The organism is Novosphingobium sp. 9U, assembly GCF_902506425.1.
Taxonomy (GTDB): Bacteria; Pseudomonadota; Alphaproteobacteria; order Sphingomonadales; family Sphingomonadaceae; genus Novosphingobium.
On sequence record NZ_LR732469.1, the window covers coordinates 1,831,045 to 1,852,117 of the forward strand.

The 21,073-nt window shown below is 65.2% G+C and carries 17 protein-coding genes; 12 read left to right on the forward strand and 5 right to left on the reverse strand.

The features are described 5' to 3' along the window. Positions 1-15: 15 nt before the first annotated feature. Together rpoC and rpoB are read right to left on the reverse strand one after the other, a co-directional pair. On the reverse strand, positions 16-4,302 hold the full coding sequence (gene rpoC / locus GV044_RS08580) for a DNA-directed RNA polymerase subunit beta' (RefSeq protein ID WP_159868166.1): 4,287 nt from the start codon (positions 4,300-4,302) through the stop codon (positions 16-18). A gap of 77 nt (positions 4,303-4,379) precedes the next feature. Beyond that, positions 4,380-8,576 carry a DNA-directed RNA polymerase subunit beta gene (gene rpoB / locus GV044_RS08585; RefSeq protein WP_159868169.1) on the reverse strand — a complete coding sequence of 1,399 codons (4,197 nt, stop codon included), beginning with the start codon at positions 8,574-8,576 and terminating at the stop codon, positions 4,380-4,382. Between the two features lie 398 nt (positions 8,577-8,974). Here rpoB and GV044_RS08590 point away from each other — a divergent pair, with 398 nt between their 5' ends. From GV044_RS08590 to GV044_RS08610, 5 genes are all read left to right on the forward strand, one after another. Further along, a complete protein-coding gene (locus GV044_RS08590) occupies positions 8,975-10,303 on the forward strand; it encodes a hypothetical protein (RefSeq protein ID WP_159868172.1) in 1,329 nt (442 codons plus the stop codon). Between the two features lie 273 nt (positions 10,304-10,576). Beyond that, the gene (locus GV044_RS08595; RefSeq protein ID WP_159868175.1) at positions 10,577-11,638 is read left to right on the forward strand and encodes a hypothetical protein; all 1,062 of its coding nucleotides are present in this window, start codon (positions 10,577-10,579) and stop codon (positions 11,636-11,638) included. Positions 11,639-11,822: 184 nt separating this feature from the next. Further along, positions 11,823-12,002, forward strand: coding sequence for a hypothetical protein (locus GV044_RS08600; RefSeq protein ID WP_159868178.1), 180 nt, complete (start codon positions 11,823-11,825; stop codon positions 12,000-12,002). Between the two features lie 24 nt (positions 12,003-12,026). Beyond that, entirely contained in the window at positions 12,027-12,578 is a 552-nt protein-coding gene (locus GV044_RS08605; protein ID WP_159868181.1) for a DUF2975 domain-containing protein, read from the forward strand. Continuing rightward, on the forward strand, positions 12,578-12,841 hold the full coding sequence (locus tag GV044_RS08610) for a helix-turn-helix transcriptional regulator (protein WP_159868184.1): 264 nt from the start codon (positions 12,578-12,580) through the stop codon (positions 12,839-12,841). Before GV044_RS08605 ends, GV044_RS08610 begins: the two co-directional genes overlap by 1 nt. Positions 12,842-12,856: 15 nt before the next feature. On the opposite strand, the gene GV044_RS22720 is transcribed toward GV044_RS08610, so the two are convergent. Next, positions 12,857-13,210, reverse strand: a complete 354-nt coding sequence (locus GV044_RS22720) for an excalibur calcium-binding domain-containing protein (protein WP_201299037.1) — start codon at positions 13,208-13,210, stop codon at positions 12,857-12,859. Between the two features lie 340 nt (positions 13,211-13,550). Between GV044_RS22720 and rplJ the strand changes: the two genes are divergently transcribed. From rplJ to GV044_RS08635, 4 genes are all read left to right on the forward strand, one after another. Next, positions 13,551-14,066: a 50S ribosomal protein L10 gene (gene rplJ, locus GV044_RS08620; RefSeq protein WP_159868187.1), complete on the forward strand. Its 516-nt coding sequence runs from the start codon at positions 13,551-13,553 to the stop codon at positions 14,064-14,066. A 79-nt stretch (positions 14,067-14,145) separates the two neighbouring features. Then, positions 14,146-14,523, forward strand: a complete 378-nt coding sequence (gene rplL / locus GV044_RS08625) for a 50S ribosomal protein L7/L12 (protein ID WP_159868190.1) — start codon at positions 14,146-14,148, stop codon at positions 14,521-14,523. Positions 14,524-14,920: 397 nt separating this feature from the next. Beyond that, positions 14,921-15,682 carry a Crp/Fnr family transcriptional regulator gene (locus GV044_RS08630; RefSeq protein ID WP_159868193.1) on the forward strand — a complete coding sequence of 254 codons (762 nt, stop codon included), beginning with the start codon at positions 14,921-14,923 and terminating at the stop codon, positions 15,680-15,682. Positions 15,683-15,776: 94 nt separating this feature from the next. Then, positions 15,777-15,944 carry a hypothetical protein gene (locus tag GV044_RS08635; RefSeq protein WP_159868196.1) on the forward strand — a complete coding sequence of 56 codons (168 nt, stop codon included), beginning with the start codon at positions 15,777-15,779 and terminating at the stop codon, positions 15,942-15,944. Positions 15,945-15,971: 27 nt separating this feature from the next. Here the strand turns inward: GV044_RS08635 and GV044_RS08640 are convergent, their stop codons facing one another. Both GV044_RS08640 and GV044_RS08645 read right to left on the reverse strand, forming a co-directional pair. Then, entirely contained in the window at positions 15,972-16,418 is a 447-nt protein-coding gene (locus GV044_RS08640; RefSeq protein ID WP_236554817.1) for a nuclear transport factor 2 family protein, read from the reverse strand. Next, positions 16,415-16,858, reverse strand: a complete 444-nt coding sequence (locus tag GV044_RS08645) for a cytochrome c family protein (RefSeq protein WP_236554818.1) — start codon at positions 16,856-16,858, stop codon at positions 16,415-16,417. The genes GV044_RS08640 and GV044_RS08645 overlap by 4 nt, the downstream gene beginning before the upstream one ends. A gap of 160 nt (positions 16,859-17,018) precedes the next feature. Between GV044_RS08645 and GV044_RS08650 the strand changes: the two genes are divergently transcribed. The 3 genes from GV044_RS08650 to groL all read left to right on the forward strand — a co-directional run bounded on the left by GV044_RS08650 (position 17,019) and on the right by groL (position 20,571). Then, the gene (locus GV044_RS08650; RefSeq protein WP_159868199.1) at positions 17,019-18,452 is read left to right on the forward strand and encodes an MATE family efflux transporter; all 1,434 of its coding nucleotides are present in this window, start codon (positions 17,019-17,021) and stop codon (positions 18,450-18,452) included. Between the two features lie 139 nt (positions 18,453-18,591). Further along, complete coding sequence (gene groES / locus GV044_RS08655; protein ID WP_159868202.1) at positions 18,592-18,879, forward strand: co-chaperone GroES; 288 nt, start codon at positions 18,592-18,594, stop codon at positions 18,877-18,879. 45 nt (positions 18,880-18,924) lie between these two features. Then, positions 18,925-20,571, forward strand: a complete 1,647-nt coding sequence (groL, locus tag GV044_RS08660; RefSeq protein WP_159868205.1) for a chaperonin GroEL — start codon at positions 18,925-18,927, stop codon at positions 20,569-20,571. Positions 20,572-21,073 lie beyond the last annotated feature (502 nt).

The window sequence follows — 21,073 nt, forward strand, 5'->3', positions numbered from 1 at the left end:
TTCGTCGCTTCAGGCTCAGGCCTGATCGTCGTCGCCCTTGATCAGGTAGTCGCCGGCATCCGCGTCGGTGCCGTGGGTCTCACCCTCGAACGCCGCCAGCGGATCGTCGCCGATCGCCGCTTCCGGGCCCTGGCGCAGTTCGGCCGCGTGCTCTTCGGCGGCGCTGTTCGGGATGACCAGCGCTTCCTGGAGCTTGCGATACGACGCGCGCAGCGAGGCATCACGGCTGGAGGCGGCGACGCGCATGCGGTTCATGCCGGCACCGGTGCCCGCCGGGATCAGACGCCCGACGATCACGTTCTCCTTCAGGCCGATCAGCGAGTCGCGCTTGCCCTCGACCGCCGCCTGCGTGAGCACGCGGGTGGTCTCCTGGAACGACGCGGCCGAGATGAACGAACGCGTCTGCAGCGAAGCCTTGGTGATGCCGAGCAGCACCGGCTTGCCTTCGGCGGGGCGCTGCCCCTCCTCGAGCTTCGCGTTGTACTCGTTCATCTCCTCGTAGTCGACTTGCTCGCCGGCCAGCAGGGTGGTGTCGCCACCGTGCGTGATCTCGACCTTCTGCAGCATCTGGCGAACGATCACCTCGATGTGCTTGTCGTTGATCTTCACGCCCTGCAGACGATAGACCTCCTGGATCTCCGCCACGAGGTATTCCGCCAGCGCTTCCACGCCGAGCACCTCGAGGATGTCGTGCGGATCGGGCGAGCCCGAGATCAGGTTGTCGCCCTTCTTGACGAAGTCGCCTTCCTGAACGTCGATCACCTTGGACTTGGGGATCAGGTACTCGACCGGTTCGCCCTCTTCCGGGATGATCGCGATCTTGCGCTTCGCCTTGTAGTCACGCACGAACTCGATGCGGCCCGAAGTCTTGGCGATGATCGCGTTGTCCTTCGGCTTGCGCGCCTCGAACAGCTCCGCGACGCGCGGCAGACCGCCGGTGATGTCGCGGGTCTTGGCGGCTTCGCGGCTGGCGCGGGCGATGATGTCGCCCGCTTCGACCGCTTGGCCGTCCTCGACCGAGAGCGTGGTGCCCGGAGCGAGCATGTAGCGCGCCGCTTCGCCCGAGTCCTCGTCGAGGAGGGTGATGCGCGGACGCAGGTCCTCCTTCTTCTTGGCGCGGGTGGAGCGATCTTCGGTGACGACACGGCTGGTCATGCCGGTCGCTTCGTCGGCCTGCTCGCTCAGCGTGCGTCCGTCGATCAGGTCCTGATAACGGATGATGCCGCTGGTCTCGGTGATGATCGGCAGTGAGAACGGATCCCACTCCGCCAGACGCTCGCCTTCCTTGATCGTGCCGCCATTCTCATGGAGCAGCACGGTGCCGTAAGGCACGCGGTGCATCGCGCGCTCGCGGCCTTCGGTGTCCATCACCACGATCTCGCCGTTGCGGGCCAGGCTGAGGCGGCGGCCACGCTTGTCCGTGATCGTCGGGATGTCGCGATACACGACGGTACCGTCCGAGATTGCCTCGAGGTGGCTGGTCTCGTTGAGCTGCGCCGCACCACCGATGTGGAAGGTACGCATGGTCAGCTGCGTGCCCGGCTCACCGATCGACTGCGCGGCGATCACGCCGACAGCCTCGCCGATGTTCACCGGCGTACCGCGGGCGAGGTCACGCCCGTAGCACTTGCCGCAAACGCCCATGGTCGCTTCGCAGACCAGCGGCGAGCGAATGCGCGCGGCCTGAAGCCCGGTCGCCTCGATCTTCGCCACTGCCGCTTCGTCGAGCAGCTGCCCGTTCGAAGCCACGACCTGGCCGGCCTTGTCGACGATGTCCTCGGCCAAGGTACGGCCCAGGATACGCTCGGCAAGCGAGGCGATGGTCGAACCGCCCTGCACGATCGAGCGCATTTCCAGCGCACGCTCGGTTCCGCAATCGTCGACAACGACCACGCAGTCCTGCGACACGTCGACCAGACGACGGGTCAGGTAACCCGAGTTCGCCGTCTTCAACGCCGTGTCCGCCAGGCCCTTACGAGCGCCGTGGGTGGAGTTGAAGTACTCAAGGACGGTCAGGCCTTCCTTGAAGTTCGAGATGATCGGCGTCTCGATGATCTCGCCCGAAGGCTTGGCCATCAGGCCGCGCATGCCGGCGAGCTGCTTCATCTGCGCTGGCGAACCACGCGCGCCCGAGTGGCTCATCATGTAGATCGAGTTGATCTGCTTCTGGCGGCCGGTCTCCGGGTCAATCGGCATCGCGCGGATCTCGTCCATCATGGCGTTCGCCACCTGGTCGCCGCAGCGGCTCCAGGCGTCGATCACCTTGTTGTACTTCTCCTGCTGCGTGATCAGGCCGTCTTGGTACTGCTGCTCGTAATCCGCGACTAATTCCTTGGTCTCGGCGACCAGCGCCACCTTGCTGTCCGGGATGATCATGTCGTCCTTGCCGAACGAGATACCCGCCTTAAACGCGTTGCGGAAGCCGAGCGACATGATCGCGTCGGCGAACAGCACCGTGTCCTTCTGGCCGGTGTGACGATAGACCTGGTCGATCACGTCACCCAATTCCTTCTTGGTGAGAAGGCGGTTGACGACGTCGAACGGCACCGTGTGGCTCTGCGGCAGGCACTCGCCGATCAGCATGCGGCCCGGCGTGGTCTCGACGCGCAGCATGTACTGCTTGCCGTTCTCGTCGGTCTGCGGGATCCGGGTGTGGATCTTGGAGTGCAGCGTCACCGCACCGATGTGCAGCGCCTGGTGCACTTCGGCGATGTCGGACAGCATCATTCCCTCGCCCGGCTCGCCCTCGCGATCCATCGAGAGGTAGTACAGGCCCAAGACCATGTCCTGCGACGGCACGATGATCGGCTTGCCGTTCGCCGGCGACAGGATGTTGTTGGTCGACATCATCAGCACGCGCGCTTCCAGCTGGGCTTCCAGCGAAAGCGGCACGTGGACGGCCATCTGGTCACCGTCGAAGTCGGCGTTGAACGCCGAGCAGACGAGCGGGTGCAGCTGGATCGCCTTGCCCTCGATCAGGACGGGCTCGAACGCCTGGATGCCCAGACGGTGAAGCGTCGGCGCGCGGTTCAGCATGACCGGGTGCTCGCGGATTACCTCGTCCAGAATATCCCAGACTTCCTTGCGCTCCTTCTCGACCCACTTCTTGGCCTGCTTCAGGGTCATAGACAGACCCTTGGCATCGAGGCGGGCGTAGATGAACGGCTTGAACAGCTCGAGCGCCATCTTCTTGGGCAGGCCGCACTGGTGCAGCTTCAACTCGGGACCGGTCACGATCACCGAACGGCCCGAGTAGTCGACGCGCTTACCCAAAAGGTTCTGGCGGAAGCGGCCCTGCTTGCCCTTGAGCATATCGGACAGCGACTTGAGCGGACGCTTGTTCGCACCGGTGATGATGCGGCCACGGCGGCCGTTGTCGAACAACGCGTCGACCGCTTCCTGCAGCATGCGCTTTTCGTTGCGCACGATGATGTCCGGCGCGCGCAGCTCGATCAGGCGCTTCAGGCGGTTGTTGCGGTTGATGACGCGGCGGTAGAGGTCGTTCAAGTCCGAGGTCGCGAAGCGGCCGCCGTCCAGCGGCACCAGCGGGCGCAGCTCGGGCGGGATGACCGGCACGACGTCGAGGATCATCCACTCGGGACGGTTGCCCGAATCGATGAACGACTCCACGACCTTGAGGCGCTTGATGATCTTCTTAGGCTTGAGCTCCGACTTAGTCGTGCGCAGCTCTTCCAGCAGATCGTCACGCTCCTGCTCGAGGTCGAGGCTCATCAGCATGGCCTTGACCGCCTCGGCGCCGATGCCGGCCGAAAACGCATCCTCGCCGTACTCGTCCTGCGCGTCGAGCATCTCGTCTTCGGTGAGCAGCTGGAACTTCTCGAGCGGGGTCAAGCCCGGCTCGATCACCAGGTAGCTCTCGAAGTACAGCACGCGCTCCAACTGCTTCAACTGCATGTCGAGCAGCAGGCCGATACGCGACGGCAGCGACTTCAGGAACCAGATGTGCGCGACTGGCGCGGCCAGCTCGATGTGGCCCATGCGCTCGCGGCGCACCTTGGTGACGGTCACTTCGACGCCGCACTTCTCGCAGACGACGCCCTTGTACTTCATGCGCTTGTACTTGCCGCACAGGCACTCGTAGTCCTTCACCGGACCGAAGATGCGCGCACAGAACAGGCCGTCACGCTCGGGCTTGAACGTGCGGTAGTTGATCGTCTCCGGCTTCTTGATCTCGCCGAAGGACCAGGAGCGGATGCGCTCGGGGCTGGCGAGACCGATCTGGATCTGATCGAAGGTCTCTGGCTTTGCCATCTGGTTGGTGAACTTGGTCAGGTCGTTCATAGTTTACGTCCCTCTAGGGGTAATTTCATGAGCGGAAGCGAAAGAGCGCTGTCTTCTGGAGACAGCGCTCCTTAGGTTCACTCCGCCGCCAAACGGCCGCTGTTGATCGCCTCGTCGTCGGCCTCGTCGTGGTCGATGACCGAGTTGAGCTCGACGTTCAGGCCTAGCGAGCGCATTTCCTTGACGAGCACGTTAAAGCTCTCCGGAATGCCGGCCTCGAAGGTGTCGTCACCCTTGACGATCGCTTCGTAGACCTTGGTGCGACCGACCACGTCGTCGGACTTCACCGTCAGCATTTCCTGCAAGGTGTAGGCGGCGCCGTAGGCCTGGAGAGCCCAGACCTCCATTTCACCGAAGCGCTGGCCACCGAACTGCGCCTTACCGCCCAGCGGCTGCTGGGTGACGAGCGAGTACGGCCCAATCGAACGCGCGTGGATCTTGTCGTCCACAAGGTGGTGCAGCTTGAGCATGTAGATGATGCCCACCGTCACCTTGCGGTCGAACTTGTCGCCGGTGCGCCCGTCGTAGAGGTCCGACTGGCCCGACTTGTCGAGGCCCGCCAGTTCCAGCATTTCCGCCACGTCGGCTTCGACCGCGCCGTCGAACACCGGAGTGCCCATCGGCACGCCGCCGACCAGGTTGCCCGCGAGTTCCAGGATCGACGCGTCGTCGCGACCGCCGATATCTTCCTCGTACTTGGGGCCGTAGATCGTCTTCAGGCGATCGCGGACCGCATCGGGCGGAGAGCCCGCTTCGGGGTTCGGGTTGGCATGGCGCCAGTCTTCCAGAGCCGTCTTGACCTGCTGGCCCAGACCGCGCGCGGCCCAGCCCAGGTGTGTCTCGAAGATCTGCCCGACGTTCATGCGCGAAGGCACGCCCAGCGGGTTGAGCACGAGGTCGACGGGAGTACCGTCCGCCAGGAACGGCATGTCTTCTTGCGGCAGGATGCGCGAAATCACACCCTTGTTGCCGTGGCGGCCGGCCATCTTGTCGCCCGGCTGCAACTTGCGCTTCACCGCCACGAAGACCTTGACCATCTTGAGCACGCCCGGAGCCAGCTCGTCGCCGCGCTCCAGCTTCTCCTTGCGGTCCTCGAACTTCTCCTGGATCGCCTTCACGGTCGCGTCGTACTGCGTCTTCACCGCTTCCAGCTGCGACTGCATGTGGTCGTCCGCCACCGCGAACTTCCACCAGTCGTGACGCTCGGCCTCGGCCAGCAGCTCGTCGGTGATCTCGCCACCCTTCTTCACGCCCTTCGGAGCCGCCGTGGCGGTCTGGCCGATGAGCATGTCCCGCAGGCGGTTGTAGGTCGCACGGTTGAGGATCGCGCGCTCGTCCTCGCGGTCCTTGGCGAGGCGTTCGATTTCCTCGTTCTGGATCGCGCGGGTACGGTCGTCGATCTCGATGCCGTGGCGGTTGAACACGCGCACGTCGACGATCGTGCCCGAGACGCCCGGCGGCAGACGCAGCGAGGTGTCGCGCACGTCGCTGGCCTTCTCACCGAAGATCGCGCGCAGGAGCTTTTCCTCCGGCGTCATCGGCGATTCGCCCTTGGGCGTGATCTTGCCGACCAGGATGTCACCCGGGTGCACTTCGGCGCCGATGTAGACGATGCCCGCCTCGTCGAGGTTGCGCAGGGCTTCCTCGCCGACGTTGGGGATGTCGCGAGTGATGTCCTCGGGCCCGAGCTTGGTGTCGCGGGCCATGACCTCGAACTCGTCGATGTGGATCGACGTGAACACGTCGTCCTTCACGATGCGCTCGGAGATCAGGATCGAGTCCTCGTAGTTGTAGCCGTTCCACGGCATGAACGCGACGAGGCTATTGCGGCCCAGCGCCAGCTCGCCCAGCTCGGTCGAGGGACCGTCGGCGATGATGTCGCGCGCCTTCACCACGTCGCCCACCTTCACCAGCGGGCGCTGGTTAATGCAGGTCGACTGGTTCGAACGCTCGAACTTCTGCAGGCGATAGATGTCGACGCCCGACTTGCCGGGCTCGATGTCGCCCGAGGCGCGGATGACGATACGCGTCGCATCGACCTGATCGACCACGCCAGGGCGCAGGGCCGAGATCGCCGCGCCCGAATCGCGCGCCACGGTCTCTTCCATGCCGGTGCCAACGAACGGTGCATCGGCCTTGACCAGCGGCACCGCCTGGCGCTGCATGTTCGAGCCCATCAGTGCGCGGTTGGCGTCGTCGTTCTCCAGGAACGGGATCAGCGAGGCCGCGACAGAGACGAGCTGCTTGGGCGAAACGTCCATCAGCGTGATCTGGTCGGACGGCGACATGATGAACTCGCCGTTCTGACGTGCCGAGATCAGGTCCTCGACGAAAGTGCCGTCCTCGGTGATCTCGGCCGAAGCCTGCGCCACCGTGTGCTTCTGCTCTTCCATTGCCGAAAGATAGACGACGTCGCCGGTCACCTTGCCGTCGATCACGCGGCGGTACGGCGTCTCGATGAAGCCGTACTTGTTGACGCGCGCGAAGGTCGAGAGCGAGTTGATCAGACCGATGTTCGGGCCTTCCGGCGTCTCGATCGGGCAGATGCGGCCATAGTGGGTCGGGTGAACGTCACGCACTTCGAAGCCAGCGCGCTCACGGGTCAGACCGCCCGGCCCGAGCGCAGACACGCGGCGCTTGTGGGTCACTTCGGAAAGCGGGTTGGTCTGGTCCATGAACTGCGAGAGCTGCGAGGAACCGAAGAACTCACGCACCGCGGCCACGGCGGGCTTGGCGTTGATGAGGTCGTTTGGCATCACCGTCGAGACGTCGACCGAGCTCATGCGCTCCTTCACGGCGCGCTCCATGCGGAGCAGGCCGACGCGATACTGGTTCTCCAGCAGCTCGCCCACCGAACGCACGCGGCGGTTGCCGAGATTGTCGATGTCGTCGATCTCGCCCTTGCCGTCCTTGAGGTTCACCAGCTCCTTGACCACCGCGAGGATATCGTCGGTGCGCAGCGTGGTGACGGTGTCCTCGACGTCAAGGCCCAGCCGCATGTTCAGCTTCACGCGGCCCACGGCCGAGAGGTCGTAGCGGTCGGCGTCGAAGAACAGGCCGTCGAACAGCGCTTCGGCAGTTTCCTTCGTCGGCGGCTCGCCCGGACGCATGACCTTGTAGATCGCCTCCAGACCCATGTCGCGGTTCTCGGCCTTGTCGACCTTAAGCGTGTTGCGGATCCAGGGACCGGTGTTGACGTCGTCGATGTCGAGCAGTTCGATCTGGTCGATGCCGGCCTGGTCGAGCGCGTCGAGGTTCTCAGGCGAGACTTCGTCGCCTGCCTCGATGTAGATGCGGCCCGTCTCTTCGTTGATCAGGTCCTTGGCCGAGAAGCGGCCGAAGATCTCTTCGGTCGGGATCAGCAGCTCTTCGAGGCCGTCCTTCTGAGCCTTGTTGGCAGCACGCGGAGAGATCTTGGTGCCGGCTGCGAACACGACTTCGCCCGACTTGGCGTCGACGATGTCGAAGGTCGGCTTGGAACCGCGCCACGCATCGGGGGTGTACGGCAGGCGCCAGCCACCCTCGCCACGCTTCCAGGTGACGGTTTCGTAGAAGTGGTCGAGGATCTGCTCGTCGTCGAGGCCGAGCGCATAGAGCAGCGCGGTGACCGGCAGCTTGCGCTTGCGGTCGATACGGACGTTGACGATGTCCTTGGCGTCGAACTCGAAGTCCAGCCACGAGCCGCGATACGGGATCACGCGCGCGGCGAACAGGAACTTGCCCGAGGAGTGGGTCTTGCCGCGATCGTGGTCGAACAGCACGCCCGGCGAACGGTGCATCTGACTGACGATCACGCGCTCGGTGCCGTTGACGATGAAGGTGCCGTTCTCGGTCATGAGCGGCATGTCGCCCATGTAGACGTCCTGCTCCTTGATATCGAGCACGGAGCGGGTCTCGGTCTCGGCGTCGACCTCGAACACGATCAGGCGCAGCGTCACCTTCATGGGAGCGGCGTACGTGATGCCGCGCTGACGGCACTCGGTCTGGTCGTACTTGGGATCTTCCAGCTCGTAGTGGACGAAGTCCAGCTCGCTGGTGCCGGCGAAGTCGCGGATCGGGAACACCGAGCGCAGCGTCTTCTCCAGGCCCGAGACATAGCCGGTCGCCGGATCGGAGCGCAGGAACTGCTCATAGCTCTCGCGCTGAACCTCGATCAGGTTCGGCATCTGCACCACTTCGTGCGCGTCGCCGAAGATCTTGCGGATGCGCTTACGGTTCGCCTTGGGCGGATTGTGGTTCGCCTGGACGTCCATGTTGACGGGCTTGGTGGCCATGAGAAGTCTATCGCCTTTTCGCTTCGCAGGTCTCGCACCGGAGGAACCGGCCGAACCTGCCATCGTTATCTCTCGCGAGTCGCCGCCGAAGCGACGAAGCCATCCACAAGCGCGACAAAGGCCGCGGACGCACGCTGCCGGATGGCAGACCTGCGCTTCGCAGCCTGTTGCGTCAGATGGATACCCGGTTGCCGCTTCCTTCGTGGATGAGTCCCCGCGCTGGACCCGTCTTGCTCGAAGCGCCGAGCTGGACCCGCCATATAGGACCGGGGCGCGCGGGTGTCAAACCCATGCGCAACAAGGATGCCACTGCAAAGGTTCGCCAGGCACTGCACGCCGCGGCGCTACCTTTGGCCCACTCCTCGACACCGACCCAGGCGAAGTGCTTGGGTATGTCCATGCACATCCCCTCGCCACTGCCCGAACCCATGCCGCTCGACCGCGCCCAAGGTGATATCACGGGCCTGATCATCCCCGCACACGGAGCCGCGCTGCAGGAGGACGGCGCCGAATTCCTCACCCGCGCGTTCCACGCGTTCGGCAGCTTGCCGGCGGACAATGCGGTGACCGCCTTCGCCCTCCAGCCGTGCCCTGGCGGCAGTACCGGCGCCAAGTTCTTCCTCAACGTGACGTATGCCAAGCCCGATCCGGCGCTTCACAACGCGCTATTCGCCAAGTTCTCGCGCGATTTCACCGATCCACGCCGCGATCATCCCGGCCGGTACGAGATGGCCGCCGAAGTGCCGTTCATGGCTCTGGCGCGGGCGGCGGACTTCCCGATCCGCACCGCCGCCCCGTATTTTGCCGACTACCACATGGCGAGCGGCACCGGGCTGGTCATCACCGAGCGAGTGGGCTTCGGCGAAGGCGCGATCGAGCCGCATCGCGCCAAGTGCCTCGACTTCGCGACCATGGCCGACCCGCTGCTGTACTACAGAGCCACAGTGACCGCGCTCGCACAGTTGTGTGGCGCCCACAAGGCCGGCTGTATCGACGACAGCGCCTTCCCCTTCGACCCGATCGCCGGCAGCGCCGACCCGATCCGCTATGACGCGGCGCAGCTCGCCGCCGAGCTTGCCTACGTCCGCGCGTTCGTCGAGCGCTGCCCGCAGCACTTCGCGCCCGAACTGCGCGAGCCGGCGTTCCTCGCCGCGTTCTGCGCGCAGGCGGAGGCGATCCGCGCCAACGAAGTCAAGATCCGCGTTTGGCTGATCCACGATCCGGATTTGCGCGCGCTGTGCCATTGGAATGCGCACATCGACAACGCCTTCTTCTGGCGCGAAGGCACTGGCTTCGGGCGCGAAGGCGCTGGCCTGCAATGCGGCTTCATCGACTGGGGCCGTGTCGGGCAAATCACCCTCGGCTCGGCGCTTTGGGGCGCGCTAAGCGCCGCGCACCACGACATCTGGGACGAGCACCTCGATGAGCTGCTCGCCTTGTTCGTGGCCGAGTACGCAGCCGCAGGAGGGCCGAGCGTTTCCGTTGCCGCACTGGAGGAGCACCTGATAGTCCACATCGCGACTATGGGCGTGGCACGCGTGCTCGCCTTCCCCGAGATCATCGCCTTCCGCTGCCCCACAGTTGCCGAGCTGACCGGCCCGCATGATCCAGCGATCCTGGGGATCGAAAGCGCGCGCAACTGCCTGCACGTGTTCACGGTGTTCCTGAAGCTCTGGCATACGCGCGGCCTGGGACGGCGCTCCGCTCAGGTACTCGCCAGGCAATGACGGATCGCGGCCCTCAAGCGATGCAGCTCAAATCCGTTAATATAACTGAAGGGCAAATGAACTCACCGGAGAGATAAGCATGTACGTTTTGAATGTAAGGTTCTGGAACGTGCGTTCTCGAAAACTTACCTAGTTCAGCAATGCTCGTTTCACCGCTTCCTTGTACTCGATTGATCCGGAAAATGAGTATCCGCACTGTAACTCTGCCGCAAATTGCGCATTCTCATAGTCATGACACACACATTCACTCGATCGCTCAGCGCAACGGCCGCGATGTCCGCAGTTCTTGCGCTTGGTTCCACCCCGGTCCTGGCCCAGGAGGCCGCACCGACGATCCAGGTGCCCCCAGCTGCCGTCGCCGCGCCCGAGACGACCGCCGTGCCCGCCACTGCTGCAGTAGTGCCCCCCGCTGCAGCGCCTGCGCCGACGATCGTGCTCCCCGACGTGAGCGCGGCGACGCCGACGGCGCAACCTGTTGCTGCCGCTCAGACAGAAGCAGCCGCCCCGACTGCGAGCGAGACTCGCACCGAGACGGCTCGTCCGGCCCCGCGTGCCAGCCGATCCACTCCGCAGCGCGCCGCCGCGGCTCCTGCAGCCCGCGCCACCGTGGCCGAAGCATCGGCTCGTCCGCAGGCGTCCGCCCGGGCCGAAGCACCCCGCGCCTCGAGCGCCAACATCCTGAACGACGCACCCACCCGGCCCGTCGCCGCGCAGGCCACCCCGGCCGCCCCGTCTCCCGCTAATCGCACCGATGACGGCATCCCCGGCGAGGCGCTTGCCGGCCTGCTGGCGCTGCTCGGCATCGGCGCCGTGGGCTATGGCGCCATGCGCTCGCGCCGTCGCCGCGTCGACACCGACGAGGCTTATACCGCCGAGGAGATGGTCGCCGCGGAGCCAGTCTACGAGGAAGAAGCCGCGCCCCGCACCGCGCCGGTGTTCGGCACACCGCAGCACGTCAGTCCGGCTGCCGGCCTGCACTATGGCTTTGCCCCGGCGCGCGGCCATGCAAGCGATACGCAGGTGATCGAGCGCGAGCCGATGACCATGGCCCCGCCGCTTGCGCCCAGCACCAAGCGCACCCGTCCGGCCGCGGCAATGCCGGCGAGCATGCCCGAGACCGCCGACGAGCGCACCACGATGCTCGACCGCATGGTCGATGCCGAGCCCGACGAGGCCAATCCGTTCACCTCGCGCAAGTCGCGTCGCAAGCGGGCCCGCCTGCTGCTCCAGCAGCGCGAAGCAGAGGCGCAGAGCACCGCAGCCTTCGACTGGCGCTCCTACAAGTCGTCGACCAAGCCCTCCGCCCCGGCATCCCCTCCGTTGGTCACGGCCTGAACCAGCCCGCCTGCCGGGCTCCCTATGGGGCGGCTTCCTTGACGGGAAGCCGCCCCTTTTTCGTGCCTGCCAAAAGAGAAACTCGCAGAACGATAAACTACACATCGTTTTTCGATATTATTGATTGACGATATGCCGACTCGCCGTTATTGATAGTCGATATAGAGCATATCGGAGAACGAACATGATCCTCACCAGCCAACGCCCGCTCGCCATCCTCTTGGCTACCGCGCTGACCCTGGCACTGTGGAGCCCGACTCTCTCCAGCCCCGTACAGGCCAGCCAAGGCGGCACACCGAGCCAGGCTCGCACCGCGCCGCACTTCGTCTTCGCCACCGCCTCGGCGGCGCCGGTGCTGATGTAAGCGGATCGGGAGGGGAGAACCGCCATGACTTCGATCACCCGCGATCCGCTGCTGGCCATTGCCAAGGGCCTGCTCTGGTTCCTGATGGCCTGCACGCTGATCGGCGCTGCCGCCTGCGTTGCCGCAGTGCCGCTGATGCACGTGTTCCAGAACGACATCACCATTGAGCTGAGCAAGGAGGCGCCCCATCTGGTGGTCTCGCAGTTCATGTGGATCATCACCGGCCTGCTCGCCTGCGCCGTCGTGCTGCTGCTACTGGTGTTCCGGATCTTCCAGCTGCTCAAGCGCATCGTCGACACCGTGGCGCTGGGTGACCCGTTCGTGCCCATCAACGCCGACCGGCTGACGCAGATGGCTTGGCTGTCGCTCGGGGTTCAGATCGCCTCGTTCGTCATCGGCTCGATCGCGCAGTGGCTCGACCATGTCGCCGGCGATGCGCCGCACATCCGTGGCGAGATCCAGGTGGACGGCGGCCTGTCCGGCAACGGCCTGCTGCTCATGCTGATCCTGTTCATCCTGGCCCGCGTGTTCCGCCAGGGCGCCGCGATGCGCGCCGAACTGGAAGGCACCGTGTGATGGCGCCCAAGACGAAACCCGACGACAACGACGAGACTGAAGGAACCAGCATCGTGGTGAAGCTCGACGACCTCCTCTACGAGCGCCGTATGACGCTCACCGAACTCGCCGAGCGCATCGGCATCACACTCGCCAACCTCTCGATCCTCAAGACCGGCAAGGCCAAGGCGATCCGCTTCTCCACGCTGGAAGCGATCTGCCGGGAGCTCGGGTGCCAGCCGGGCGACCTGCTGGGGTATGATGGCGGATTTGCAGCGGACTGAAAGTGGGGCTCGAGCCTAATGCCCCCGGCGCCGTCCTGCGAACCGCCGGCCCGATAAGTGGTTGCCCGGCCCCGGGTCTTCACAGGCGACACCATCACTATCGCCGTCCATGTTCGCACTGTAGCCTGGTTCGCCGGCGTACAGTGGCGCACTGCCGGCGCGCCGGACGGCGGTGCAGCCGCTCCAATGATCTCCGGCCTGGGGTGGACGTCGGCGCATCATGCCGCTCTCGACCCCGAGATCGTGAAGCGATGCCGTAAGCCGGGCAGTGTTCTGCAGCGTCGCCATGATCGAACCAGCCCCAACGATCGCACCGAACAGCCCTGCACCGATCAGGATGAGCGACGTGCTGGATCTAAGGGCTTGCATGGCATGCAGGCATAAGGAACTTCGGTAAACGGATCGTAGCGGGTTACCGACGCCTTGACTCTTTGCCCGGCTTGCGTCAGACGCCCGCCCCGACCGGCAGCGCGAGCGGCCGAGTCAGCCGTCCGAGACAGTTGGTGAGGGTTTCCCTCTTAATTTCCAGCCTAGACGGGGACAGAGAATTCCTCGGCTCTTCGCTTCCATGCGTGGTGCCGCTTTCCGGGCCGCAAGGCGCGGGCTCCTTCCCCATCGAACGGAACCTCTCGTGCCGCACTCGCGGTACGAGAAAAACGTAGCCGGTCGCCGCGTCACAAGCACGGCGGCCATTGTGAAGGAGTAAGGCATGGATCGTTCGCAGAAAGCCGAATCGGTCGCCCAGCTCAGCGCGACGTTCAACGAGGTCGGCGTGGTGGTGATCACCCGCAACCTCGGCATGTCGGTGGCCCAGTCCACCGCCCTGCGTACGAAGGTCCGCGATGCGGGCGCGACCTACAAGGTTGCGAAGAACAATCTGGCCAAGCTTGCCATCAAGGACACGAACTACGCGGGCATCGATTCGATGTTCACGGGTCCGACGGCGATCGCCACCTCGGTCGATCCCGTCGCTGCCGCCAAGGCAGTCGTGGACTTCGCCAAGACGACCGACAAGATCGAGATCGTCGGCGGTTCGATGGGCACGCATGTTCTGAACGCGGAAGGGATCAAGGCGCTCGCCTCGATGCCCTCGCTCGACGAGATGCGTGGCACGCTTATCGGCCTCATTCAGGCACCGGCGACCAAGATCGCCCAGCTCACGGTCGCTCCGGCGTCCAAGCTGGCGCGCGTCTTCAACGCCTATGCCGAGAAGGACGCCGCTTAAGCTTCCAAGCTCAGGCAGATTTCAAGCGATTTACCCGGTTGCCACGCGGCGCCGGGACCACAACTAGGAGTGAAATACCATGGCCGATATCGCCAATCTCGTTGAAGAACTTTCGAAGCTGACCGTTCTCGAGGCCGCTGACCTCGCCAAGGCTCTGGAAGAGGCATGGGGCGTTTCCGCCGCTGCCGCCGTTGCAGTTGCCGGCCCTGCCGGTGGCGGCGCCGCTGCCGAGCCGGTCGAAGAGAAGACCGAGTTCGACGTCATCCTCACCGGCGACGGTGGCAAGAAGATCCAGGTCATCAAGGAAGTCCGCGCCATCACCGCGCTGGGTCTCGCCGAAGCCAAGGCTCTGGTCGAAGGCGCTCCCAAGGCGATCAAGGAAGGCGTGAACAAGACCGAAGCCGAAGACATCAAGAAGAAGATCGAGGAAGCCGGCGGCACCGTCGAGATCAAGTAATTGGTCTAGCTTTCCGGTCCTTCGGATTGGAACACGAGAAAGGGCGGCTCCTCGGGGCCGCCCTTTTTTTGTTGCCCAAATGGTAAGTTACCGGCGCTGTGACTACTTTGCGGCGAGCCGACACCGCATCGGCAGACGCGGCAGACATACGTAAACTCAGTCGCTCACCTGTGATCAACTCCGGTAATCGTCTTAGCAATTGTCAAGTTAAGTGCGATTGAAGTTGTAGCGGATTGCCCCGATGGCCACCTTGTATGCACCAGCGGCACGACGCCCCGCAGGCGCCGCTGGCTGAGAGACTTTCGTCGCGCTCCCGCTTGCCAGAAGGGAACGCGACATGTCTTTTTCCAAGAAACCGAATGTTCAGGCATTTGTCACCCGGCTCGCCAGCCGGTCGATGCTAACGCGCGAAGAAGAGAAAGCGCTCCTCGATCTTCCATGCCATGCCGCGCAAGTGCGCGCGAACGAGGACTTCGTGCGCTTGGGAGAGCATGTCGACCACGCCTGCCTGATCGTTGACGGCCTGGTCGGTCGCTTCGACCAGAACCACCAGGGCAGCCGGCAGATCACGGCGATCCACGTGCCCGGCGACATGGCCGACCTGCACTCCGTCGTTCAGCCACAAGCGACTTCGGCGCTGCAGGCCTTGTCGGTGGCAACGATCGTGCGCATCCCGCACAAGGCGATCCGAGCGGCGACAGCGGCGCACCCTGCCTTGGCCGAAGCGCTCTGGCGCGATTGCATGGTAGATGCCGCCATCCTGGCGCAATGGGTCGTGAACGTCGGCCGGCGCGATGCACGGTCACGCCTCGCGCATCTGTTCTGCGAGATCGCGACCAGGTTGGAGGCCAATATCGGAAGCGCCTCCTTCCGCTTCCCCTTCCACGTCACGCAAGCACAGCTGGCGGATGCGACCGGCTTGACGCTCGTCCACGTCAACCGGACGCTCAGAGTGCTGCGCGAAGAGGGCTTGGCCGAAGTCACGCGGCACGAGGTGCGCGTGCTCGATTGGGAGGGCCTGGCGGCCGCCGGCGATTTCCAGACGGACTACCTGCAACGCGACAGCGCGATCGAGGAAAGGCTGCGTATCGTTCCGCCGGTGGACCAGCTCGTCCGGCACCTTGTTGTCCCTGGCCGAGTTCCGGTCTCGCGCTGCTGAGGGTAAAAGGCTGATCTTTGGCGGAAAATATAACCTATCTGCATGATCAGCCCGCGCGACTCGCGTACAATCCTGGCGATACCGGGGCTGGCAGATGACCAACGACATCGAACACTGCATGAAAATGATCGCACGCGAGGAGCAGCACATCGCCGCTGCTCCGTCGAGCGAGGCCGCGGAGATGCATCAGCAGAAGATCATGCTGTACCGCGCGCAGTTGCAGCACTTGCGTCGGGGTAGTCGGCTCGATCGGCGCCACTGATCCGATACAGCTCTACAAATGCTGCACTCACCCCCGCAGCACGCTCACGGGGTTGATCCACAGGGTCTTGGGCCGGCGATGGGCGATGAGCCAGTCCTCGCCTTCCCGGCGCAGAGCATCGACGTAGTAGCCGTTGTGGTCGAGCCCGGCAGCGCTGGTCACCAGCCAGTAGGTGCGTGCCGTGGCGGCGTGCTCGCCGGTGATGGCGATGCGCGAGGTCGTCAGGTGGTGGCTGATGAACGACGCCGCGCCGCTCGCCGGCTGCGGGATGACCGAGGGCGCGGTCATCCATGCCAGGATCGCCGCGCGACCGGTGATCGTCTGGCCTTCCAGCTCCAGCACGCCGTCATGGGTGTAGCAGCCGGCATAGTCCTCCGCCTTGCGCGCGTCGCCGGCCTGGGTGCAGGCTGCGAGGCGCTGGCGGATCGCCTCGGTCCAGCGCGCCTGCTCGGCCGTGAGCGCGACGCAGGTCACTTCAGCGTCTGGAGATAGTCGATCACCGACTTGCGACCCGCGGCATCGGACACGCCGATCACCATCTTGGTCCCGGGCACCATCTTGACCGGCCCCTGCAGCCACTTGTCGAGCGAAGCCGCGTCCCAGGTGATCCCCGAGGCCTTGAGCGCCCGGCTGTAGGCAAAGCCCGGCAGCGAGGCGGCCTTGCGGCCCCACACGCCGGCAAGGCTCGGCCCGATGCGGTTCTGCCCCGGCACGACGGCATGGCACGAAGAGCAGACCGCGAAGGCGGGCGGCGGGCTTGCCGCCGCCACCGTCGGCGCAGCGGCGTTCTGCACCGGTGACGGCGCGCCTTCTTGCTCGCTGGCCTTGCCGTCGCCGCTCTTGCCGCAGCCGCTGGTCAGCGCCAGGGCGACTGCCATCGATGCCAAGGTGATCGGCCGGTTGCGCGTGATCATGTCGTCGCCTCTCGAATTGGGTTGCCCGACCGTATGGCAGAACCTGTCCCGCTGCCAAGCGCGCGCGATTTCGCTTTCCCGGCTTGCGCGCCTTGCGTATCGCACCGGTCCGCCGCGCCGCCAGTGCAGTGCCGGCGGATCGCACACGCACGACCTGATCATGACCGCCGCTCCTCTTTTCGCCCGCCTGTCTGGCAGGGCCCCTGCGCGAGGCTTGTTCCGCGCCGAGCTGGCAGCGACGTTGCGCCTCGCCGGTCCCTTGGCGACGGCCAACATCCTGCAGATGGCGGTCTTCGCCACCGACGTCATGTTCGTCTCGCGCCTGGGCCAGGAGGCGCTTGCCGCCTCGAGCCTGGCGGTGGCGATCTTCGCGCTGATGCTGATGGCGTTCTACGGCCTCACCGGAGCCGTCGCCGCGCTGATCGCCGCCGAGCTTGGCCGCCGCCGCCATGCCGTACGCGAAGTGCGCCGCTCCGTCCGCATGGCACTGTGGCTCTGCGTCCTCTTGGGAGCGCTCGGCATCGCGGTGTGCCTGAACGGCGAGGCGATCGTGCGCGCGACCGGGCAGCAGCCGGTGCTGGCACGCCTCGCGGGCGACTTCCTGGAGGTCTGCGCACTCAGCGTGATCCCAATGCTGGTGGTGAACGTCCTGCGCACGTTTGTCTCGGCGATGGGCCGGCCGATCTTCGCCACGGTGATCACCGGACTGTCGATCGCCGTCAATGCGCTGGGCAACTGGGCTCTGGTGTTCGGGCACCTGGGCGCGCCGGAGCTGGGCCTGCTCGGCTCGCCGCTCGCCAGCTTCATCACTGCCTGCGCGACCGTTGCCGCCTATTGCGTGGCGATCCGCTCCGACCGCCGGCTGCGGCGCACCCACGTGTTCGGACGCTGGTGGCGGCCCGAGTGGTCGCGCATGCGCCAGCTGGTCGCACTCGGCCTGCCGATCGCGCTGACACTGATGGCAGAGGGCGGCCTGTTCAGCTCGGCCGCGTTCCTGATGGGCCTGATCGGCGAGGCACAGCTGGCCGCACACACCGTCGCGCTGCAGATCGCGGCGATCTTCTTCCAGGTGCCCTTCGGCATCGGCCAGGCTGCGACGATCCGCGTCGGCTACCACTACGGCGCCCGCGACCGCGAGGCGATCGGCCGCGCCGGCTGGGCCGCGCTGCTGACGGGCCTCGCCTTCGTCGGCGTCTCGGCCACGGTCATGCTGCTGGTGCCCGAAGGCATTGTCTCGCTCTACGTCGACACGTCGGACCCGCGCAATGCGGTGCTTCTGGGCTTCGCGCTGCAGTACCTGCTGGTCGCCGCCGCGTTCCAGCTGGTTGATGGCGCGCAGGCGGTCGCCGCCGGCGTGCTGCGCGGGGTGCAGGACACCCGCGTGCCGATGGTGATCGCCATTGCCAGCTACTGGGCGGGCGGCTTCGCGGTCGCCTGGTGGCTGGGCCTGCGCACGCCGCTGAGCGGCCTTGGCGTATGGATCGGCCTGGCCGTCGGCCTCACCTTTGCAGCGCTGCTGCTGGTTGCGCGCTGGGCCGGGCGCGAGCGTTTCGGGCTGCTGCCCTCGGCTGGTCCCGCTTCCCTGCCGGCCTGACCGGCACTGTCATGGCGGTGACGGAATTTTGTTCCAGACCGCTTGACGGCTCGCAGGTGCCGGACCATATCCGCGCCGCTGGCACTCTACACATGAGAGTGCCAAGCCCCGTTTTTGATCATGGATAAGGGAGTATCCCATGGGTTTTCGTCCGCTGCACGACCGCGTGCTCGTGCGCCGCGTTGAGGCCGAGGAGAAGACGGCCGGCGGCATCATCATCCCCGACAGCGCCAAGGAAAAGCCCGCCGAGGGCGAGATCGTCTCTGTTGGCACCGGCACCCGTACCGAGAACGGCACCGTGACCCCGCTCGACGTCAAGGCCGGCGATCGCGTTCTGTTCGGCAAGTGGTCGGGCACCGAAGTCAAGGTCAGCGGTGAAGACCTGCTGATCATGAAGGAATCGGACATCCTCGGCGTGATCGCCTGAGCTTTCCCGCTTCCCACTCTCCATTTTAGATAAGGAAATCAGACAATGGCAGCCAAGGACGTACGCTTTTCGCGCGACGCTCGTGAGCGCATTCTCGCTGGCGTGGACACACTCGCCAACGCCGTGAAGGTCACGCTGGGCCCCAAGGGCCGCAACGTCGTGATCGACAAGAGCTTCGGCGCCCCGCGCATCACCAAGGACGGCGTCACCGTCGCCAAGGAAATCGAGCTCAAGGACAAGTTCGAGAACATGGGCGCGCAGATGCTGCGCGAAGTGGCCTCGAAGGCGAACGACAAGGCCGGTGACGGCACCACCACCGCGACCGTGCTGGCCCAGGCCATCGTGCGCGAAGGCATGACCGCCGTCGCCGCCGGCATGAACCCGATGGACCTGAAGCGCGGCATCGATCTGGCCGTCACGAAGGTCGTCGAGAACCTGAAGAGCCGGTCCAAGGACGTCTCGGGCTCGTCGGAAATCGCCCAGGTCGGCATCATCTCGGCTAACGGTGACACCGAAGTCGGCGAGAAGATCGCCGAGGCCATGGAGAAGGTCGGCAAGGAAGGCGTCATCACCGTCGAAGAGGCCAAGGGCCTCGAGTTCGAGCTGGACGTCGTCGAGGGCATGCAGTTCGACCGCGGCTACCTCTCGCCTTACTTCGTCACCAACCCCGACAAGATGACCGTCGAGTTGGACAACCCCTACATCCTCATCCACGAGAAGAAGCTGTCGTCGCTGCAGGCGCTGCTGCCGATCCTGGAAGCCGTGGTGCAGTCGGGCCGTCCGCTCCTGATCATCGCCGAGGACATCGAGGGTGAGGCTCTGGCCACGCTCGTCGTCAACAAGCTGCGTGGCGGCCTGAAGATCGCCGCCGTCAAGGCACCTGGCTTCGGCGATCGCCGCAAGGCCATGCTGGGCGACATCGCCACGCTGACCGCCGGCGAGATGATCTCGGAAGACCTCGGCATCAAGCTCGAGAACGTCACCCTGGGCATGCTCGGCCAGGCCAAGAAGGTCTCGATCGACAAGGACAACACGACCATCGTCGATGGCTCGGGTTCGGCCGAAGAGATCAAGGCTCGCGTCGAGCAGATCCGTGCGCAGATCGAAGTCACCACTTCGGACTACGACCGTGAGAAGCTGCAGGAGCGTCTCGCGAAGCTGGCCGGCGGTGTCGCCGTGATCAAGGTCGGCGGCGCTTCGGAAGTCGAAGTGAAGGAGCGCAAGGACCGTGTCGACGACGCTCTCCACGCGACCCGCGCTGCGGTCGAAGAAGGCATCGTCCCCGGTGGCGGCACGGCTCTGCTGTACGCGACCAAGGCGCTCGAAGGCCTCAAGGGCGTCAATGACGACCAGACCAAGGGCATCGACATCATCCGCCGCGCGATCACTGCTCCGCTGAAGCAGATCGCCACCAACGCGGGTCATGACGGCGCCGTCGTTTCGGGCAACCTCCTGCGCGAGAACGACGAGACCAAGGGCTTTAACGCCTCGACCGACGTCTACGAGAACCTCGTGGCCGCCGGCGTGATCGACCCGACCAAGGTCGTTCGCACCGCGCTGCAGGACGCCGCTTCGGTGGCCGGCCTGCTGATCACGACGGAAGCCGCGATCAGCGAGAAGCCCGAAGACAAGCCTGCCATGCCCCCCATGGGCGGCGGCGGCATGGGCGGCATGGGTGACATGGGCTTCTAAGTCCTACGCACCCAAGTCCAAGTCTACCGGAAGGCCGGGGGAGCAATCCCCCGGCCTTTTGATTTTGCGCGGTGACAGGCAAGCGTCTATCCGATGTTGACATTTAGAACCAGATGGGTTAAAAGCTGCAGCAGGTCGGATGCAGACGAGCGGCTTCAGGCCTGTCGCTCTTGCCCGCAACCACCGCGGCCGGCGCTTAGACGGGCGTCTGCAACCCTACGAAGCTTTGCTCTCTCACGAGAGGCCGGCGATCAGCTGCGAGCCCGTCTCGCCGGTGCTTCGTGGATCAGGGCCGAGCCGGTGGCGCTTACGCCTTCCCACGCCGGACATTCGCGAGACTGGAAGCGCGAGCCAACCCTGTCGCCAGGGCAGCGCCGGCCGCTTCATCGTCCGACCTGTTGATCACCCTTGGCGTTATCCCGCGCTCGCCGGCGGGCGCTGGCGTGTGCCCTGCGTGAACTGCGAGGGAGGTCGGATACCCTCGCCTCCAGCTGCCCTCCCC

Bases quoted from the DNA above. Each gene is read 5' to 3' on its own strand.
- GV044_RS08645 (WP_236554818.1), bottom strand. From the start codon at position 16,858: ATGATCACGCGCAACCGGCCGATCACCTTGGCATCGATGGCAGTCGCC.
- GV044_RS08630 (WP_159868193.1), top strand. From the start codon at position 14,921: ATGCTAACGCGCGAAGAAGAGAAAGCGCTCCTCGATCTTCCATGCCAT.
- GV044_RS08650 (WP_159868199.1), top strand. From the start codon at position 17,019: ATGACCGCCGCTCCTCTTTTCGCCCGCCTGTCTGGCAGGGCCCCTGCG.
- GV044_RS08590 (WP_159868172.1), top strand. From the start codon at position 8,975: ATGCACATCCCCTCGCCACTGCCCGAACCCATGCCGCTCGACCGCGCC.
- rpoC (WP_159868166.1), bottom strand. From the start codon at position 4,302: ATGAACGACCTGACCAAGTTCACCAACCAGATGGCAAAGCCAGAGACC.
- GV044_RS22720 (WP_201299037.1), bottom strand. From the start codon at position 13,210: ATGCAAGCCCTTAGATCCAGCACGTCGCTCATCCTGATCGGTGCAGGG.
- groES (WP_159868202.1), top strand. From the start codon at position 18,592: ATGGGTTTTCGTCCGCTGCACGACCGCGTGCTCGTGCGCCGCGTTGAG.
- GV044_RS08600 (WP_159868178.1), top strand. From the start codon at position 11,823: ATGATCCTCACCAGCCAACGCCCGCTCGCCATCCTCTTGGCTACCGCG.
- GV044_RS08605 (WP_159868181.1), top strand. From the start codon at position 12,027: ATGACTTCGATCACCCGCGATCCGCTGCTGGCCATTGCCAAGGGCCTG.
- GV044_RS08610 (WP_159868184.1), top strand. From the start codon at position 12,578: ATGGCGCCCAAGACGAAACCCGACGACAACGACGAGACTGAAGGAACC.
- rplJ (WP_159868187.1), top strand. From the start codon at position 13,551: ATGGATCGTTCGCAGAAAGCCGAATCGGTCGCCCAGCTCAGCGCGACG.
- rplL (WP_159868190.1), top strand. From the start codon at position 14,146: ATGGCCGATATCGCCAATCTCGTTGAAGAACTTTCGAAGCTGACCGTT.
- GV044_RS08635 (WP_159868196.1), top strand. From the start codon at position 15,777: ATGACCAACGACATCGAACACTGCATGAAAATGATCGCACGCGAGGAG.
- groL (WP_159868205.1), top strand. From the start codon at position 18,925: ATGGCAGCCAAGGACGTACGCTTTTCGCGCGACGCTCGTGAGCGCATT.
- GV044_RS08595 (WP_159868175.1), top strand. From the start codon at position 10,577: ATGTCCGCAGTTCTTGCGCTTGGTTCCACCCCGGTCCTGGCCCAGGAG.
- rpoB (WP_159868169.1), bottom strand. From the start codon at position 8,576: ATGGCCACCAAGCCCGTCAACATGGACGTCCAGGCGAACCACAATCCG.